Here is a 17,127-nt window from a genome sequence, read left to right as displayed (position 1 = left end):
GATGCGCGTGGACGGCAAAGGTTCCCGCAAAAATGAGTTTATCCGAATTTTATGGCTACTCACGATCTTCCTGCTGCGTTCCTTACCCGCCGGCGCGTAGGGTTTCAGCCACAAACGGAGCAAAGCCCATGGCCTTACGTCCTTACTGGAGCGGCACCATCCGCCTGTCGCTGGTGTCCCTGCCGGTCAATATGTACCTGGCGGTCAATCGTCAGCGCGCGATAGCCTTCCACGAAATCTACAAGCCGACCGGCGAGCGGGTGCATCACGCCCTGATGGCCGGTGACAAACAGGTCGACCGTGATGATCTGGTGAAGGGCTATGAGGTCGAAAAGGGCGAATATGTCCTGATCGAGCCGGAGGAAATCAAGGAGCTGAAAATCCCCTCCAGCAAGGTGCTGGATATCGCCGAGTTCGTCGGTGTCGACGAGATCGATGACGTCTATATCGAAACGCCCTATTTTATTGCGCCGGATGGCAAGGGCAATGACGCCACCTTTTCGGTGATCCGCGATGCCTTGCGTGCGGCCAAGAAAGTGGCGGTCGGGCAACTGGCGATTGGCGGGCGAGAGCGGCTGTGCCGGATCAGGCCCTTCGGCAGCGGCATGGTGCTGGAGACCCTGCGCTACGAAGAAGAACTGCGCGAAGATGATCCGTATTTCGATGAGATCCGCGACCGTAAGCCCGACAGCGAAGAGGTTGAGCTGGCGCAGGAACTGATCAGGCGCAAGACCAGGACGTTCGATCCCGGCAAGTTCCATGATCATTACCGCGAGGCGCTGCAGGAACTGATCGACGCCCGCATCGAGCACCGTGAGCCGCGCGAAGTCATGGAAGAGAAGCCGACCGCCAAGGTGATCAACCTGATGGACGCGCTGCGGCAGTCGTTACGTGAGAAAGGCGGGGAGGAAGCGCCTGTTAAGCCGACCCGCAAGACGACGGTGAAATCACGGACCCGCAAGGCGGTTCCGCCGAAATCCGACAAGAAGGCCCCGGCCAGAAAGGCGGGCTAGATGGCCGACAACCTCGAAAAATATCGCCAGAAGCGCGATTTCAAGATCACCGCCGAGCCGGAAGGCATCGTCAGGAAAACGACCGGCAATCGCTACCTGATCCAGAAACACGCCGCGACGCGGCTGCATTATGATTTCCGCCTTGAACTCGATGGTACACTGAAATCCTGGGCGGTGACCAAGGGGCCGAGTCTTGATCCTGCGGATAAACGCCTGGCGGTAGAGGTTGAGGATCACCCGGTCAGTTATGGCACGTTTGAAGGCACAATCCCAAAGGGGCAGTATGGCGGCGGCACGGTCATGCTGTGGGATGAGGGGACATGGGAGCCGATCGGTGATCCGCATGAAGGCCTGAAAAAGGGCGACTTCAAGTTCATCCTGCATGGCGGCCGGCTGCAAGGCACATGGGTGCTGGTGCGGATGAAACCGCGGCCGCAGGACAGGGGACGCAACAACTGGCTGCTAATCAAGCACCATGATGACCATGTGGTCGAAGGCGATGACGATCACATCCTGACCGACAACATGACCAGCATTGTCAGTGGGCGGACGATGGAGGAAATAGCCGCTGGCGAGGGCGGTGGCAAGGTGTGGAAATCGAACCACACGGAAAAGACCGCACCGGTAAAAAAGACGTCTAAAGCGCCGACGCTGAAATTCATCGAACCGGAACTGGCGACACTGGCCGACGCCATACCGACCGGCAAGGACTGGCTGCACGAGGTCAAGTTCGACGGCTATCGTACCTTCGCCTACATTGAGAGCGGAAGTGTCCGGATGCTGACGCGCAAGGGGCTGGACTGGACGCCGAAGTTCCAGGGCTTGGCCGACCGTCTGGAAGGACTGGGAGTCAAATCGGCGATTATAGATGGCGAGGTGGTGGCGCTGGATGCGCTGGGGCAGTCGAGTTTCACAGCGCTGAAGAATACGCTTTCCGCCGGCAAGAGCGCCGATCTGCAATACTATGTCTTCGATCTGCTGTACCTCGATGGCGAGGATTTGCGCAAATTGCCGCTGCTGGAACGCAAGGCCCGTCTTGCCGATCTCCTGAAAGGCAAGAATTTCGAGAGCCGTATTAATTTCAGCGAGCATTTTTTGGAGGCCGATACGGGCTTCCTCAACAAGATTTGCGATATGGAAATGGAGGGGGTGATCTGCAAGCGAGCCGATGCCCCCTATGTTAGCGGCCGGGCGAAATCGTGGTTGAAGGTCAAGTGTCACAAGCGCCAGGAGTTCGTTATCGGCGGGTTTTCGGAGCCGACCCATGCCGAGCGCGGTATCGGCGCCATTTTGCTGGGCTATTATGAAGAAGAAAAGTTCATCTATGCCGGCAAGTGCGGCACCGGCTTCGACCGCGACAACTCTCTGGCCCTGCGCAAGACATTGGATACGATTGAGACATCCAAAAGTCCGTATGACGACAAGCTGCCGGCGGATGCCCGGCGCGGGGCGCATTATGTGAAGCCGCAGATCGTTTGCGAGGTCGAATTTACCGAATGGACAGAGGACGGCAGGCTGCGCCATCCGTCATTCCAGGGCCTGCGCGAAGACAAGCCGGCGGAAGAGGTGGGGCGCGATCGGGCATTGCATGTTACAAAGAAAATTATGGAAGCCGAGCCGCCCCCCGCATCGAAGACGAAATCCAAAACAACGGATGCCGAGGTCGCCGGTATCCGCATTTCACATCCCGAACGGATTATTTTTCCGGCACTTGGCGTCACCAAGCTGCAACTGGCGGAATATTACGACAGCATCGCCGAGCGGATGTTGCCCTATATCGTCAATCGGCCGATCTCGATGCTGCGCTGTCCCGAAGGCCTGTCAGATACCTGCTTTTTCCAGCGACATATCGGTAAGGGCGAGATGAAACACATCTACAACACCGGCGTGAAGGTGAAGGGGCGTGGTGAGGACTATATCATGATCAGGGATCGCGCCGGCCTGATCACCCTGATTCAGTGGGGCGTCATCGAAATCCACCCGTGGGGCGCTATGGCGGCTGCACCGGACAAGCCCAATCAGATCATTTTCGATCTTGATCCCGACCCGGAAACGCCGTGGGAGGCAGTGATCGAAGGTGTGCGGGAAGTGAAAACGCGCCTGGATGAATTCGGTCTCAAATCCTTCCTGAAAACGACGGGCGGCAAGGGGCTGCATATCGTCGTGCCGCTGACGTCGAAACACATCTGGGCGACGATCAAACCTTTCACTCGCGCCATCGCGCAATCAATGGCGCATGATCATCCGGATCGCTACATCGCCGTGGCGTCAAAAGCGGCGCGCAAGGGCAAGATCTTCGTTGATTATCTGCGCAATGACCTGACCGCGACCGCCGTGGCGCCCTATGCGGTGCGGGCGCGGGAAGGGGCCGGCGTGGCCACGCCGCTTTTCTGGGAGGAGTTGTCGGTGAAGCTTAAGCCATCGGACTATAATATCGGCACCATAGCCGAGCGTCTGGCGCAGCTAAAAAGCGATCCGTGGGCCGATTTCCTGACCACCGCGCAGACGGTCAATGAAGACATCCTGACGGCGCTCAGGATTGAGATTCATATTTAACGCGCTTTCAGGTCTGTAACCTGCGATAAGACGCAACGCCATTCAGGCGCATTAGGAAATGATCATGGCCAAGGGACAAAAGAAGAGTACCAAGGAAGTCCGCAAGCCGAAGAAGGCCGCCGTCAAGGTTGAAACCGTCTCTGCCGGTTTCAACAAGGATCAGCGCAACACGCTGGACAATATCAAGAAGTCTTGATGTTGCGGGGCAAAAGCTGTTAAGCGGGTGTCCGCATTATGGAGACCTGCCTTGACCACTGCCGAAGCCCTCGAAAAAATCTATGAATCGCTCGCTGATGATAATGTTGAGCTTGATGCGGCCATCAAGGACCTCAAGGCGGCGCTGGCGGCCGAGGGGCTGAAGGAAGCCGTGGTCGAGCCAACGCGTCTGGCGCAGAACAACCGCCAGGGCCGCAAACTGATGCAATCCTATTTCAAGAAAAAAGGCGTGACGGTTACTTTTGCTGCGTAATTTTGTCCGCAAGGACATGCGCGTGCCTTGCTAACGGCGTTATTGTGCGTTTCTGATATGTGCGTCGTGGACGGAAACACTCGCAATTGTCATGCAATATCTTGATTCCTTTGTGACCTTGGGCGAGAGTAACGCCAATTAGGTGTGTTTGATCTGCTCTGCGCGAGCGTGACGACACGAGGCCAATAGAGAAGGCTGCGCAGCGGCCGGGATAGGGTGAGGTCTATGAAGTATCTTTCGCATACGCTGATGGCGATCTCGGCATCGTTAATGGCCTTCGCCACCCAGGCTCACGCGCAGATGGTGCCGCAGGGCTCATCGCCGATCTCCAATGCGCTCGACTGGATTCAGGGCACCCTGATGGGCAAGGTGGCGACGACCGTGGCTGTCATCGCCGTGGCCGCCGTCGGTTTCATGATGCTGACCGGCCGGATGAACTGGCGTTTCGGCGCCACCGTCATCGTCGGCTGCTTTATCCTGTTCGGCGCCGCGACGATTGTCGGCGGCATCCAGGCGGTGGCGAACTAGGTGTCGGATTTAATCAAGTCACCGGTATTCAAGGCGCTGACCCAGCCCCAGATGTTCGCCGGCGTCACCTACAGCTATTTCATCATCAATGCGGTGGTGACGACAGAGGCGTTCCTGATCACGCGGTCTTTCTGGGCTTTCGGGGTGGCATTGATCGTTCATGTTATCGGTTATCTCGCCTGCCTGAGAGAGCCGCGCATTTTCGATCTGTGGCTGACAAAGGTGTCGCGCTGCCCGCGTGTCCGGAACTACCGGTTCTGGCGTTGTAATTCCTATCATCCTTAAAGAGTGACATGGCCGACGGTTCCAGGACATTGAGTGGTTTCGGCAGCTGGTTCGCCAAGGAACAGCGCGTCGGTGATCGGCTGCCCTATGACCGGCTGCTCGATGACCGCACGATCGTGCTGCGTGATGGTTCGCTGATGCAGTCACTCTATCTCGAAGGGTTCGCCTTCGAGACCGCTGATACCGACGAGGTCAATCATCGCCAGATCATTCGTGCCGCCGCCCTGCGCGCGGTCGGCTCGTCGCGCTTCGTTCTCTATCACCACATTATCCGCCGGCGTGTCAGCGTCGGGCTGCAATCGACCTTCGACGATCCGGTGTGCAACCTGATCCAGCAGAAGTGGCAGGACAAGCTGTCGAGCCGGCAGTTGTTTGTCAATGACCTGTTCATCACCGTGGTGCGTCGCAGTCCCAAGGGCAAGGTCGGTTTCGCCGAGAGCCTGGGCAACCTGTTCGGGCGCGGCATGGGCGAGAACAGCCAGGCGGCCGGAATGGCGCGTGACCACAAGGAATTGCAGGCGGCGACCGAAGCGCTCCAGGCGGCGCTTCAGGCCTATGGCCCGCGTGTGCTGGGCGGTTATGAGACATCAAACGGCCGCTGTTCTGAGCCGCTCGAACTGCTGTCGGCCCTCTATAATGGCGAGATGCGCCCTGTGCTGCGCCCAGCCAGCGATCTCGGCCAATATATCCCCTATCGCCGCACCAGTTTCGGCCTGGAAGCGCTGGAGCAGTCGAGCCTCGGTGACGGCAAGGATTTCTCGGCTATTCTGTCGCTGAAAGACTACCCGCCGCACGCCACGCCCGGCATGTGTGACGCTATCCTGCGCCTGCCGTTCGAGATGACCCTGACGGAGAGCTTCGCCTTCGTTGATCGCCAGATCGGTCTGGAGCGCATCAATCTGGCCCTGCGCCGGATGCGCGCCGCCGACGAAGAGGCGATGTCGCTGCGCCAAGGGTTGATGTTGGCCAAGGACGATCTCGCCACCGGCTCGATGGGGCTGGGCGAACACCATATGAGCCTGCTGGTGCGGGCGAAATCGCTCAATGCGCTCGATCCGGCGGTGGCGCAAAGCCTGGCGGCATTGGCCGATCTCGGCGCCGTGGCGGTGCGTGAGGATATCAATCTCGAAGCCGCCTTCTGGGCGCAGTTCCCCGGCAATGAACCCTATATCGCCCGCAAGGCGCTGATCTCGACGGCGGCCTATGCCTCCTTCGCCTCGCTGCACGGTTTCCCGATCGGCCAGCCGGAAGGCAATCACTGGGGGCAGGCGGTCAGCGTTTTCGAGACCTCATCGGGCACACCCTATTATTTCAATTTCCACAAGGCCGATCTCGGCAATTTCACCGTCATCGGGCCATCAGGTTCGGGCAAGACGGTGGTGCTGAATTTCCTGGCGGCGCAGGCGCAGAAATTCAAGCCGCGCACGGTTTTGTTCGATAAGGACCGCGGGGCTGAAATCTTCATCCGCGCCATCGGTGGCCATTACGCCACCCTGCGTCCGGGCGAGCCGACCGGCTTCAACCCGCTGCAACTGCCGGATAATCCCGGCAATCGCGCCTTCCTGCGTTCGCTGATCGCGCAACTGATCGTACGTCCCGATCTGCCGCTCAATTCGGAAGAAGAGGCGATTATCTCGGAGGCGGTTGACGCCAATTTCGAACAGGAACCGCAATATCGCCGGCTGCGCTTCTTCCGCGAACTGCTGGGTGGCGTCAGGCGGCCGACGCATGGCGATCTGGCGGCGCGGTTGAACCCGTGGACCGGTGAGGGCGAGCACGCCTGGCTGTTCGACAATGCCGATGACGAACTGGACATGGCGGCCCGCACGCTCGGTTTTGACATGACCTTGCTGCTCAATGAGCCGACCCTGCGCACGCCCTGCATGATGTACCTTTTCCAGCGCGTCGAAGAACGGCTGGACGGCACCCCGACCATTATCATCATCGATGAAGGCTGGAAGGCGCTCGACGACGAGGTCTTCGCCGCCGCCATCCGCAACTGGATGAAGACGCTCAGGAAGCGCAACGCCATTCTGGGCTTCGGCACGCAATCGGCCCGCGACGCGCTCGATAGCCGCATATCCTCAGCGATCATCGAGCAGGCGGCGACACAGATCTTCATGCCCAATCCGCGCGCACAGGCAGAGGACTATTGCGACGGCTTCGGCCTGACGCGGCATGAACTCGACCTGATCCGCGCCCTGCCGCCGCACGCCCGCGCCTTCCTGGTCAAGCATGGCAACCATTCGGTGGTGGCACGGCTCGACCTCGGCACCATGCCCGATATCCTGACCGTGCTTTCCGGCCGTGAGGCGAGTGTGCGCCATCTCGATGACCTGCGCGCGCAATATGGCGATGCGCCGGAAGCCTGGTGGCCGCACCTGACCGGTACGCCGTGGCCAGAAGATGTGGCGCCGAAGAAAGGGCGGGCGTGATGCAGATCGGCTATTGCCCTGCTATTTCCCTGGTCGGAGAAACCTCGGTATCGGGGTCGCTCTACGCCATGGACTGCCATATCAATGCGGCGGTCGAGACCGGCTATAACCGCCTGTTCGGGCCGGGCGGCGCATTCGGCTATGCCCTGACCGCTATGCTGATCATCTATGTTGGCCTGATCGCCTATGGTTTCCTGACCGGACGGACGCGGCTGACGGTGGTGATGATGTCGCCGCGCATCATGACCATGGTGCTGGTCCTGACGTTCGTCTCGTTCTGGCCGGCCTATCATGCGGTTTTCTACGGCCTGATGATGGGCGGACCGGACGAGGTGGCGGCGGCGTTGCTGGGGCAGAAGGGCAGCGCGGTCATGAACTTCGCCCAAAGCCTCGATAACCTGTTCGTTCATTTCGCCGATATCGCCAAACGGCTTGATCCGGCCTATGGCAGCGCCGCCCGCAATGTCGGCAATGTGGCGACGACCTCGGCGCAACCCGTGCTGATCCTGCCGCATTCCATGCCGGTGACCCTGTTCTGGTTGTCTGGCCTGTGCCTGCTGGTCTCGACGCTCGGCGTGCTGATCCTGACCCGGCTGGTGCTTTACTTGCTGCTGATCCTGGGGCCGATCTTCATCATCTTCGCCCTGTTTCCGCAGACGCGCGGCCTGTTCAATGGCTGGCTGCGCACGACCCTGGTGTTTGCCCTGGCGCCGCTTTTGACTGTGCTTGGCGGCACGGCGGCATTGATGTTGTTCGTGCCGCTGATCGAGGCGATCGGCAATGATCCGATTGCGGCGGTGACCTCGGTGCAGCCGATGGTCATTCTGTTCATGGGATCGGTGATCTATTGCGCCTTCCTCTTTACCCTGATGTGGGTGGCGGCGTCGCTGGTCAAGGACTGGCAGGCGGCTATCCGCGAAAAACCGGCGGGCGACATGCCGATGACGGCCATGACGGCGCAAAGCACCCAGGCGGCGATCTGGCAATCGGCGAATCCGCTGACGCGTGGCGGCATGACCATGCCGACCGGCGACGCCTACGCCCGTACCGATCCGATGATGACGGCCATCAGCCGCAGCGCCGATGTGGCGGCGGGCGTGGCCGGCGGCGTGATGAGCCGCACCGAAGCGCTCGGTCTTTACGATCCGCAGGCCCGTCAGGGTTCCGCTGATCGTTTCAGCCGGGTCCAGGGGCTGGGCCAGCGCTTCCGCAATCCGCCCAATCAAAACAACACCATGTCGAACCTGATCCACTCAACCGTCCCCAAAGGGACTGACCTATGATGAAAAAAGCGTTGTTATTGATGATCCTGTCGGCTTTGCCGGCGGCTTCTTTCGGCCAGACTTACGAACCGGACAGCCGCCTGCGCACGCTCGACTATGATCCGGCGGCGGTGGTCAGGCTGGAAGGCTGCCAGAACTTCCAGACCATGATCACCCTGGCCCCGGATGAGCATGTCGAGAATGTCGGGGTTGGCGATTCCGCCGCCTGGCAGGTAACGCCCAACAAGCGCGGCAATCTGCTGTTTGTGAAGGCGATCGCCCCCAAGGGCTATACCAACATGACCGTGGTCAGCGATAAACGCAGCTATAATTTCGAGTTGCGCACCGCATCGGCGTCGGATTGCGCCCGCGGGCAAATTGCTTATGAACTGCGTTTCCGCTATCCGCCCGCCCAGAAATCCGGAACGCCGGTCAATCCGGCGTCGCCGCCCGATCCCAACGCCTTCCTGCCGGTGCCGGAAAAACGCAACGCCGCCTATACCTTCAGCGGCGCGGCGGATCTGGTGCCGATCCGGATTTTCGATGACGGCGTATCGACCTATATGAAGTGGGCCGCCGGCGTCTCGACCCCCGCCGTCTACGCCTTGAATTCTGACAATACCGAAAGCATCGTCAACTATGCCTCGCGCGGCGATTATTTCGTCGTCGAACAGGTGGCGCCGGGGTTCGTTCTGCGACGCGGCGAGCTGAAGGCGGTGCTCTATAACGATACCTACGCCGTGCAGGGGCTGGACAGCCTGTCGCCCAAACCGCGCGGCAAGAACGGGAGTACGAAGTAAATGCCCGAAACAAAAGGAGTTGGCTTGCGTTTGCCCCCCGGCAATGACCCCCGCCTAAAGATTGACGCCGATGAACTCGACGCCGCCAACACCCAGGCCATGCCGCAGGTGTCGCGGGCATCGGGCATGGGGGATGGCGTTGGCCTGGCGCTCGGCGTTATCGGTGTTCTGGCATTGGGCGCCCTGACCTGGGCCGGTCTTTCAGACCAGAAGCCACGCGCGCCGCAAGCGCCGTCCGAAGTGGCCCGGCCCGCGCCGCAGCCTTCGGTGTTGCCGCCGATCGATCCCACGGTGAATCCCGTGGAAGCGCCCGAACCACAATCCCTGTTGGTGCAGCCACCGGTTCAGGTCGTGCAGCCACAACCCGCGCCCGTCGTCGATGGCGGGATGCGTGCGCCGGCCCTGATCATCGATAACAGCGTGCCGGCTTCGCAGCAGGCGGCGCAGGCTCAGGCCGCAGCGGCTGCGGCAAAACCGCCGTCCAACAGCAATGACGCCTTCCTGGCCTCCCAGACCTCGAATATATCGCAAAAAGCATGGAAAATCGGCGATCCGGCACGCGTGGTGCCGCAAGGCGCGGTCATTCCGGCGGTGCTGGAAACGGCGATCAATTCCGACCTGCCGGGCTATACCCGCGCTATTGTTTCGCGTGATATCCGCAGCTTTGACGGCACCAATATCCTGATCCCGCGCGGTTCGCGCCTGGTGGGGCAATACAAGTCCGGCCTGACCAGCGGTGAAACGCGCGCCTTCATCATCTGGGACCGGTTGATCCGCCCGGACGGCCTGTCGGTGCAACTGGCCTCGCCGGCGACGGACGATCTCGGCCAGGCCGGCGCCACCGGCAAGGTGGATACCCACTTCGCCAAGCGCTTCGGGTCTTCCATCCTGCTGTCGGTGGTCAATGGGATTTCGACCATCGCCAGTGGCAAAAGCTCCTCGACCATCGTTATAGGCACATCGGGGGATGCGTCGGGCGTGATGGGCGAAGCGCTCAGCAACGACATCAAGATTCCGCCGACGATCAAGGTGCCGCAGGGCGCGCCGATCCAGGTCTTCGCGGCGCGCGACCTCGATTTCAATCAGTAGGACAGCAGATGCCTGTGGCCGAAGACAGTGTGGTGGCTCTGGACGGTGTGTATCTGCGCACCTATCTGCGGCCATTCCTGCCGTTTCTCGAACGTGACGACATCACCGAAATCCTTGTCAACCACCCGGGCGAGGTGTGGATCGAGGTTTCCGGCCAGCCGCACATGCAGCGGCTCGAACTGCCGGAGGTCGATGACCTGCTGCTCAGTCGTCTGGCAGCGCAGATCGCCCGCGTGGCGCACCAGGGAATCAATCGCGAAAATCCTTTGTTGGCCGCATCTCTGCCGAGCGGCGAGCGCGTGCAACTGGTCGGCCCGCCGGCGGCAAAGCACTGGGCGCTGGCCATTCGCCGCCACCGCATGGTCGATCTGTCGCTTGATGCCTATGATCGCGGCGCCATCCCCGATATCGGCGGCAAGGGCAAGCGCGATGATCTCGCCTATGCCCGCAAGGAACCGATCAAGTTTCTCAAGGAGGCGGTGCAGGCGCGCAAGACGATTCTGATCTCCGGCGGCACATCTTCGGGCAAGACCACCTTCCTCAACGCCATGCTGAAAACCATCCCGCAGAACGAGCGCATCATCCTGGTCGAGGATACGCCGGAAATTGCCGACAACCACGCCAACTCCCTGCGGCTGGTGGCGGTGAAGGGGGAGATGGGCGAGGCGCGGGTGACAATCAACGACCTGTTGCAGGCGAGCCTGCGGCTGCGTCCCGACCGGATCATTGTCGGTGAAATCCGCGGCGAGGAGGCGGTGACCTTCCTGCGCGCCATCAATACCGGCCATCCGGGTTCCTTCACCACGGTTCACGCCAATACGCCGAAAGGCGCGCTGGAGCAGATCGCCCTGATGGTCATGCAGTCGGGCACGCAACTGACGCGCCTGGAGACGCTTTCTTATGCGTCTTCGCTGATCGACGTGGTGGTGCAGTTGTCCCGCACCGGCGGCGAACGCATCATTTCGGATATTGAGCTGCCGAACCGATAAAGCGGCCGTCCTTCAGAACCAGAAAAGCCAGAACCGCCATGATGCCGATGCCGAAGACGGTATCCCACCACATCAGGCCGGGTGTATTCTGGGTGATGACCGCCGGAGTGCCCTTGAAGACGTCATTGGCGGACACGACGATAATGGCGCCGAAGAGGTTGTTGGCGAAATGCAGCCCCCAGCCGAAGGCCAGGCCGCCGGTGCGGATGGCGATCAGCGACAGAACGAAGCCCAGCGCCGTGGCGCCGACCGCCTGTGGCAGGCCGTTCGGAATATGCAGAGAACCGAAAGCGATGGCAGCGATAGCGGCGGCGACCATCGGGCGTTTTGTGGCCAGCAGCAGGCTTTGCGTCAGGTAGCCGCGAAAGATGAATTCCTCGGCGAAGGTCTGTATGGCCAGGCAGATGATGGTGGTCAGGATGATGGCGGGGTTGAGCGTTTCTATTGTGAAGGTGAAGCCTTTTGGCGCCAGGGCCCAGTCAATGGCTGTGGAGAGGATCAGGACCACCAGCCAGACCAGGGCGCCGCTCCCCACCAGCCGCCAGCTCCAGTTGCCGCACAGATCTTTGAAGGTTTTGCGGTGAAGCAGAAACGCCGCCAGGGCAAAGCCGGCGATCAGGCCGGCGAAGACCACGCCCTGCAAGGCGAAGAACAGAACCGGATGATCACCGGCGCCCTCAGCCTGCAACTGGTCCGGCGTGATCAGATGCGTCAGTATGAGCGGCAGGAGCACGGCGACCACCATGATCAGCCATATGACTAAGGCCAGAGGCCAGGTGACGAGATAACGCCAGAGACTGTTTTTGCCGCGTGAGGCTATGTCGAGATAGGTCATGGAGTATAGGGATGACGGCCGTGCCAATTTGTCAATAGGGCGCCATCCATGAGACTTGCCTGTCTGTGGGCAGAGTAAAGCGCGCCATCGCAAAAGACGGCGCGCTTTTTAATCAGGCAGCGGCAATCAGTTGCCGACGTAATAGGAGGCGCTGTTACCGACGGCGTGGGCCGTCGAAACAATAGTGCGGCCCTTGGCGATTGTCGCATTCGCCGTGGCGTTGACGTCGGAATTGTTGACCTGGGTATTGTCCACGCCCATATCGGCTTTACAACTGGCGCAGGCATAGCCTATGGCCGAATTGCCGGCCGCATCGGCGGTGACATAGCCGTCCCAGCCGGTCGTGCCATCAAACGAGGCCAGCACATCGACGCCACCGGAAGACAACTGATTGTTGTCGATGCGGACATATTTATCATTATTGCCCGCGGCCATGCTGTTGCCGATGCCGGACGCTGAGGCGAAGACCTGGCCGTACTGATCGGCCTCGATCACGGCCTGAGACTGGACAAGACCGGCCTGGGTCTGATTGTTGGTGACAACCATCGAGCCGCCGGTGTTATGGATGTTAACGTCATTGCCGACAGCCGCTGAATTGGCCTGCATGTTCCACACATTGCCGGCATAGACCTCGGCGCGCGCCTGGGTTATCGCCGATTGCGTCTGAGTGATGTCGTGTTCCTGAGAGCCTCGATCGTCACTGTTGGCGCCGTAATAGTTGTTAGTCGCCATAGCATTATAAGCGTTGGGCGACGGCGAATAATGCACCGTCGCTGAAGTATTGGAATGGGCGGCGGTCGTCGATGACTGCACCGAGGTTGAATCGAGGCGGCCATTGGTCACTTCATAGGCGGTGTGGTTGACCACGGTGGTGGCGTCGCCTTCGCCGCTGACATAGATGGCGTTGTTCGGCGCCTGGACATCAGTGGTGGCGATCACCTGATCGGCGGTCGATTGCTGACGCGTGTCGGCGGTCAGATGGCCGGCATTGGTCACGCCCGACGCATAGTTGGCGATGGCCTGACTGGTGGCATAAACCGGCGTGCCGAGCGACAGATCCTCGTCACCCGTATTGACGCCGTTGATATGCGTCTCGGCCGTGATCCGTCCCTTGTTGAACTGGAACGAATAGAGCGTGGCGTCATAATCGACATTGCCGACCTGCAGATTGTTGCCGGCCGTCGACGTGTCCGCCCGGGTCAGGCCGTCACTCTGCTCGATATTCAGGGTCTGGATCGCGCTGATCGGGTTGTTCTGTTCCTGATCGCTGGTGATCTGCCCGTCAGGGATTTCCTGACTAGTAGCGGCTGTCGCCGTCAGAAGCAGTATGGCTGCGAGGCTTGTCGCCGGCAATATTCTGCCAACGGCCCGGTTCTGCGCGCGTACCAGCATTGTTCGTCTCCAGATTATCGTAGGCCGGGGTCAGGCCACCCGTGGCGCCCAGCGTGTCATTATAAAGAAAGTCGTTTTGCGGATCGAGGCAGACGTCCGGACCAGAAGCGCCGTAGAGATTGGCCATGAATTCAAGCGTGGCGCGTTCGATCATGGCGCGGACCGCCAGTTGCATCGGTTCCAGTGCGCCCTGGCCGCCGGAGATATCGAAGATATTGCCGTTCAGCACGTCGAACACGCCGGCCTTTACTTCCTTGCCGACGATCTGCTTCTGGTAGGAAATGACATCGACCACTTCCAGCGTGCGGGTATCGACAAGGCGCAGATCGAGGGCCACGTTCATCACCAGGGTGCGGCCATAGGCCATGCCCTTGAGGCCGGTGTCCTTGGTGTCGCCGGCATAGGCGTCCACGCCCGACGAACGGATATTGTTGTTCAGTTCGGTAATGCCGCCGACGATGAAGAAGTCGGAACCGGCGACCTGGCCAGCCATGATCTTGCGGTAATCGGCCGGACGCGTCGGGTTGGCGACGGCGTCGTCGGTGATCAGCTTGTTGTTGGCGTATTTCAGTTCCAGTTCGCCGACCGAGGTGTCGAAGCGCTCGACCTGACGGGCGCCGGCCTTGGCCAGGGCGGTCATCGCCATCAGGGACGCGCCTTGGGTGATTTCACGGCCACCGTCCAGCGAGGCGCGGCCGGTGTAATCGGAAATGCGGCCGACAGCGAGGCGCGGCGAGGCCAGGCGGTGCGCACGGGCATAGGAGCCAAGGCAGACAAGCGCATCGGAATAGGCGGTCGGGTTGGCCGTCACCGGCGCCTTGCCGATCGGGTCTTTGTAATTGCCCGAAGCATTGACGCTGGGCGTGGTCATGCAGCCGGTGAGGGCGACACTTAAGGCAGCCAGGCTGGCAAGTGTAGCGACCAGCCTTCTGCCGGTTTTTGTTTGCGGTGTATGTGCCATTAGAATTGCAGATCCCCAGTGATGTCATTGCCCTTTGCGCCGGTGGCTGTAGAGCCGTTGGCGGTCGCGGTGACATTGCCGTTATTGGTTTGAGTGTTGTGTACGATGACTGTGTTGTAACTGCCGTTGACCACGACCGAGAGGTTGTTGCCGATCGCGGTCGCGCCACCCAGGGCACCTGCGCCGGAATAGGCGTCACCTGCGCCGAGTGTCTTCGAATAGGCATAGACGCTGTTGTCTGTGCCGGTGACGATCATGCCATCAACCAGGACACGGTTGCCATTGGCGTCGCGCGTCGAAGGATCGACCGCGGTTTGCATCTGGTGGAGACTCAGACCGTAACCCGCCTGAAAAGAAGCCGAGCTGGTGTTCATGCTCTGGGCGTGAACGGCGCTACTAAAGGCGGCGACACCAAGGGCGCTGGTCACGAGCAATATCTTCATTATAGTCATTCAATGCGCTCCCAGCCTGGACGACATCGCCGCAGACGCAGCTATGGCCAGCAATTTGAGTGCCACTTTGGGAGCGAACCCTAAAAATTAGGTGTATTTTTTCCGGAATTGACGCATTAAATTCAATTTTATGGTTTTTTTGGCGCCTGAGTGACCGGCTCACCTCTGTCAAAAGGGGAAAAGCAGGGTCATATATAACCAAAATGAACCGTTTTAATTGAAAATGCTCCGAGAAGTCCCGAAATATGACAGATGACACCGAACGGCCTGATCAGGCGCCCCGCAAAGAGCCTGCCTTCAACGCGCCGCTAATGTCTGTGGTCTTGCCGCTGTTGATCGTGGGCTGCTATGCCTTGCAGATTTCCGGTGGCCCGGCGCTGGAAAATGCGCTGCTCGATAGCTTCGCCTTATCGCCTGTGTTGTTGCGGCAAGGCAATTTCGAACTGCTGTTTACCCATATATTCCTGCACGGCAGTTGGACGCATGTACTTTTTAATGCGGCGGCCTGCCTGATCTTCGCCACGCCGGTCATCCGGGCGTTCGGCAAGGGGCTGGGCGCTACCCTGTCATTCTTCTCGTTCTTCTTTCTGTGCGGCATGGCGGCGGGCCTTGGCTTTTGCCTGCTTAACCTGTCTTCCAATGTGCCGGTGGTGGGGGCGTCCGGCGCCATCTACGCCCTGATCGGCGCGTCCAGCCGTATCGCCGGGGTGCGGGGCGTGAATGGGGGTGTTGTGCCGTTGACAAATTCACGCGTGCTCAGTTCGGCCGCCGTATGGATCGGTCTCAATCTGGCGACGGCCTTGCTGCCTTTCCTGCCGGGCGGGCAGGGTGTCGTCATCGCCTGGCAGGCGCATATCGCCGGCTATCTGTTCGGTGTCCTGGTCATCGGCCATTGGCTCAGAGCATTTCATCCGCGATTCTTCACGACAAGTTGACGCGTACCTTGCGCATTTGAATTGATTTTCCACAGGTTGAGCGCAGGCTAATCCTCCCGTTAATGCGAGCGCCCCAAGGCGCCGAAAATGCCAAATATCATCCGGGGAGGGTGGTTCATGCTGATAAACCAGTTGCTGAGTACAAAAGGCCGCGAAGTCTATACGGTGACGCCTGATGACAGCCTGTCTTCGGTCGCAGCCCTTCTCTATACCCGCAAGGTCGGCGCCTTTATCGTTCTGGACCGCACGGATCGCGTCGTCGGCATTGTGTCCGAACGCGATATTATCCGCGCCATCGCCATATCGGGCGGTCAGGCGCTGGGGCAGCCGGTCAGCAATATCATGACACGTGAGGTCTTCTCCGCCAGTCCGGGCGAAACCATAGAAGCCCTGCTTGGTCATATGACGGATCGCCGTATTCGCCATCTGCCGGTTATGGAAGGCGAGCGGCTCGTCGGCATCGTCTCGATCGGTGACCTGGTCAAGGCGAAGATTGCCGCAACGGAATATGAAGCCCAGACCCTGAAGGCCTATATTACAGCCGGCTAAAGCGCGCTGGTTTTGCATGCATATAGAAGTGTGGTTTTGATCGCTGTTTCCGCAAGGTGTGGAAAAGACTCAGTTTGCGCATTTTAGGGGTTGCGACTCCGGCCTTGTGTCTTTAGAGACCGCCCCTCGCTGTTACGGTCCTTTACGGGTTGCGACGAAAGCGGAGTTGGCCGGTTGGTTGATTCATTTTTGAGTTTGTAAAAATTCAATTAACGCTTGATGCCAATCGGAAAGAGGATTAAAAGAGCGCTTCTTCTGAGTCTTGCATATCTAACGAGGATTGTTCTTCGGAATTATCCAATCTGGCTATGTTGTCTCTGCTTCCACGCGCCGGAAACGGCATTGTTGAAAAAGAGAAAAACTCGGTTGACATGGGGTTGGTGGTTCGATTAGAAGCGCCGCTCTGGTTGTTCTGGGAAGCTTCGGTTTTCTGGGGTGGCGGGTTGGGTTTTGGTTTTTAAGTTGTTGAAAAACTTTTTAAAAATAAAGGCTTGACTGAGAATTTGGATCGGCTATAAGCGCCGCTCCGCTGACGAGGCCCTCCGGTTTTACTGGAAAGTTTCGGCGGCAGCCGGTG

17 protein-coding genes are annotated in these 17,127 nt (G+C 59.7%); 13 read left to right on the top strand and 4 right to left on the bottom strand.

The genetic code is table 11. The features are described 5' to 3' along the window. Window positions 1-128: 128 nt before the first annotated feature. The 11 genes from VL130_RS13460 (at window position 129) to virB11 (ending at window position 11,426) form a co-directional block, all read left to right on the top strand. Complete coding sequence (locus tag VL130_RS13460; RefSeq protein WP_325363442.1) at window positions 129-1,013, top strand: Ku protein; 885 nt, start codon at window positions 129-131, stop codon at window positions 1,011-1,013. After that, window positions 1,014-3,569, top strand: a complete 2,556-nt coding sequence (gene ligD, locus VL130_RS13455) for a DNA ligase D (RefSeq protein WP_325363441.1) — start codon at window positions 1,014-1,016, stop codon at window positions 3,567-3,569. It abuts the gene before it with no gap. A 64-nt stretch (window positions 3,570-3,633) separates the two neighbouring features. Then, window positions 3,634-3,765, top strand: a complete 132-nt coding sequence (locus VL130_RS13450; RefSeq protein ID WP_325363440.1) for a hypothetical protein — start codon at window positions 3,634-3,636, stop codon at window positions 3,763-3,765. Window positions 3,766-3,816: 51 nt separating this feature from the next. Further along, window positions 3,817-4,038 carry a hypothetical protein gene (locus VL130_RS13445; protein WP_325363439.1) on the top strand — a complete coding sequence of 74 codons (222 nt, stop codon included), beginning with the start codon at window positions 3,817-3,819 and terminating at the stop codon, window positions 4,036-4,038. Window positions 4,039-4,263: 225 nt separating this feature from the next. Then, entirely contained in the window at window positions 4,264-4,566 is a 303-nt protein-coding gene (locus VL130_RS13440; RefSeq protein WP_325363438.1) for a TrbC/VirB2 family protein, read from the top strand. Continuing rightward, window positions 4,567-4,851 (top strand): type IV secretion system protein VirB3, encoded by a 285-nt coding sequence (locus tag VL130_RS13435; RefSeq protein WP_325363437.1) that lies wholly within the window; start codon window positions 4,567-4,569, stop codon window positions 4,849-4,851. A gap of 8 nt (window positions 4,852-4,859) precedes the next feature. After that, window positions 4,860-7,286: a VirB4 family type IV secretion/conjugal transfer ATPase gene (locus VL130_RS13430; RefSeq protein WP_325363436.1), complete on the top strand. Its 2,427-nt coding sequence runs from the start codon at window positions 4,860-4,862 to the stop codon at window positions 7,284-7,286. Beyond that, the gene (locus VL130_RS13425; protein WP_325363435.1) at window positions 7,286-8,569 is read left to right on the top strand and encodes a type IV secretion system protein; all 1,284 of its coding nucleotides are present in this window, start codon (window positions 7,286-7,288) and stop codon (window positions 8,567-8,569) included. The genes VL130_RS13430 and VL130_RS13425 overlap by 1 nt, the downstream gene beginning before the upstream one ends. After that, the gene (locus VL130_RS13420; protein WP_325363434.1) at window positions 8,566-9,348 is read left to right on the top strand and encodes a TrbG/VirB9 family P-type conjugative transfer protein; all 783 of its coding nucleotides are present in this window, start codon (window positions 8,566-8,568) and stop codon (window positions 9,346-9,348) included. Before VL130_RS13425 ends, VL130_RS13420 begins: the two co-directional genes overlap by 4 nt. A gap of 24 nt (window positions 9,349-9,372) precedes the next feature. Then, window positions 9,373-10,437 carry a type IV secretion system protein VirB10 gene (gene virB10 / locus VL130_RS13415; RefSeq protein ID WP_325363433.1) on the top strand — a complete coding sequence of 355 codons (1,065 nt, stop codon included), beginning with the start codon at window positions 9,373-9,375 and terminating at the stop codon, window positions 10,435-10,437. Window positions 10,438-10,451: 14 nt separating this feature from the next. After that, window positions 10,452-11,426, top strand: coding sequence for a P-type DNA transfer ATPase VirB11 (virB11, locus tag VL130_RS13410; RefSeq protein ID WP_414636281.1), 975 nt, complete (start codon window positions 10,452-10,454; stop codon window positions 11,424-11,426). Here the strand turns inward: virB11 and VL130_RS13405 are convergent. The 4 genes from VL130_RS13405 to hfaA form a co-directional block, all read right to left on the bottom strand. Then, entirely contained in the window at window positions 11,395-12,261 is an 867-nt protein-coding gene (locus VL130_RS13405) for a CPBP family intramembrane glutamic endopeptidase (RefSeq protein ID WP_325363431.1), read from the bottom strand. The genes virB11 and VL130_RS13405 overlap by 32 nt on opposite strands. 126 nt (window positions 12,262-12,387) lie before the next feature. Then, on the bottom strand, window positions 12,388-13,653 hold the full coding sequence (gene hfaD / locus VL130_RS13400; protein ID WP_325363430.1) for a holdfast anchor protein HfaD: 1,266 nt from the start codon (window positions 13,651-13,653) through the stop codon (window positions 12,388-12,390). After that, window positions 13,559-14,614, bottom strand: coding sequence for a holdfast anchoring protein HfaB (gene hfaB, locus VL130_RS13395; RefSeq protein WP_325363429.1), 1,056 nt, complete (start codon window positions 14,612-14,614; stop codon window positions 13,559-13,561). Before hfaB ends, hfaD begins: the two co-directional genes overlap by 95 nt. Continuing rightward, window positions 14,614-15,066, bottom strand: coding sequence for a holdfast anchoring protein HfaA (gene hfaA / locus VL130_RS13390; RefSeq protein WP_325363428.1), 453 nt, complete (start codon window positions 15,064-15,066; stop codon window positions 14,614-14,616). The genes hfaB and hfaA overlap by 1 nt, the downstream gene beginning before the upstream one ends. A 245-nt stretch (window positions 15,067-15,311) precedes the next feature. Here hfaA and VL130_RS13385 point away from each other — a divergent pair, with 245 nt between their 5' ends. Then, window positions 15,312-16,001 (top strand): rhomboid family intramembrane serine protease, encoded by a 690-nt coding sequence (locus VL130_RS13385; RefSeq protein WP_325363427.1) that lies wholly within the window; start codon window positions 15,312-15,314, stop codon window positions 15,999-16,001. Between the two features lie 117 nt (window positions 16,002-16,118). After that, window positions 16,119-16,550 carry a CBS domain-containing protein gene (locus VL130_RS13380; protein WP_325363426.1) on the top strand — a complete coding sequence of 144 codons (432 nt, stop codon included), beginning with the start codon at window positions 16,119-16,121 and terminating at the stop codon, window positions 16,548-16,550. The last annotated feature ends 577 nt before the right edge of the window (window positions 16,551-17,127 follow it).

This window comes from Asticcacaulis sp., from assembly GCF_035497195.1.
Taxonomy (GTDB): Bacteria; Pseudomonadota; Alphaproteobacteria; order Caulobacterales; family Caulobacteraceae; genus Asticcacaulis.
This window is presented reverse-complemented; position numbering and strand designations above follow the sequence as displayed.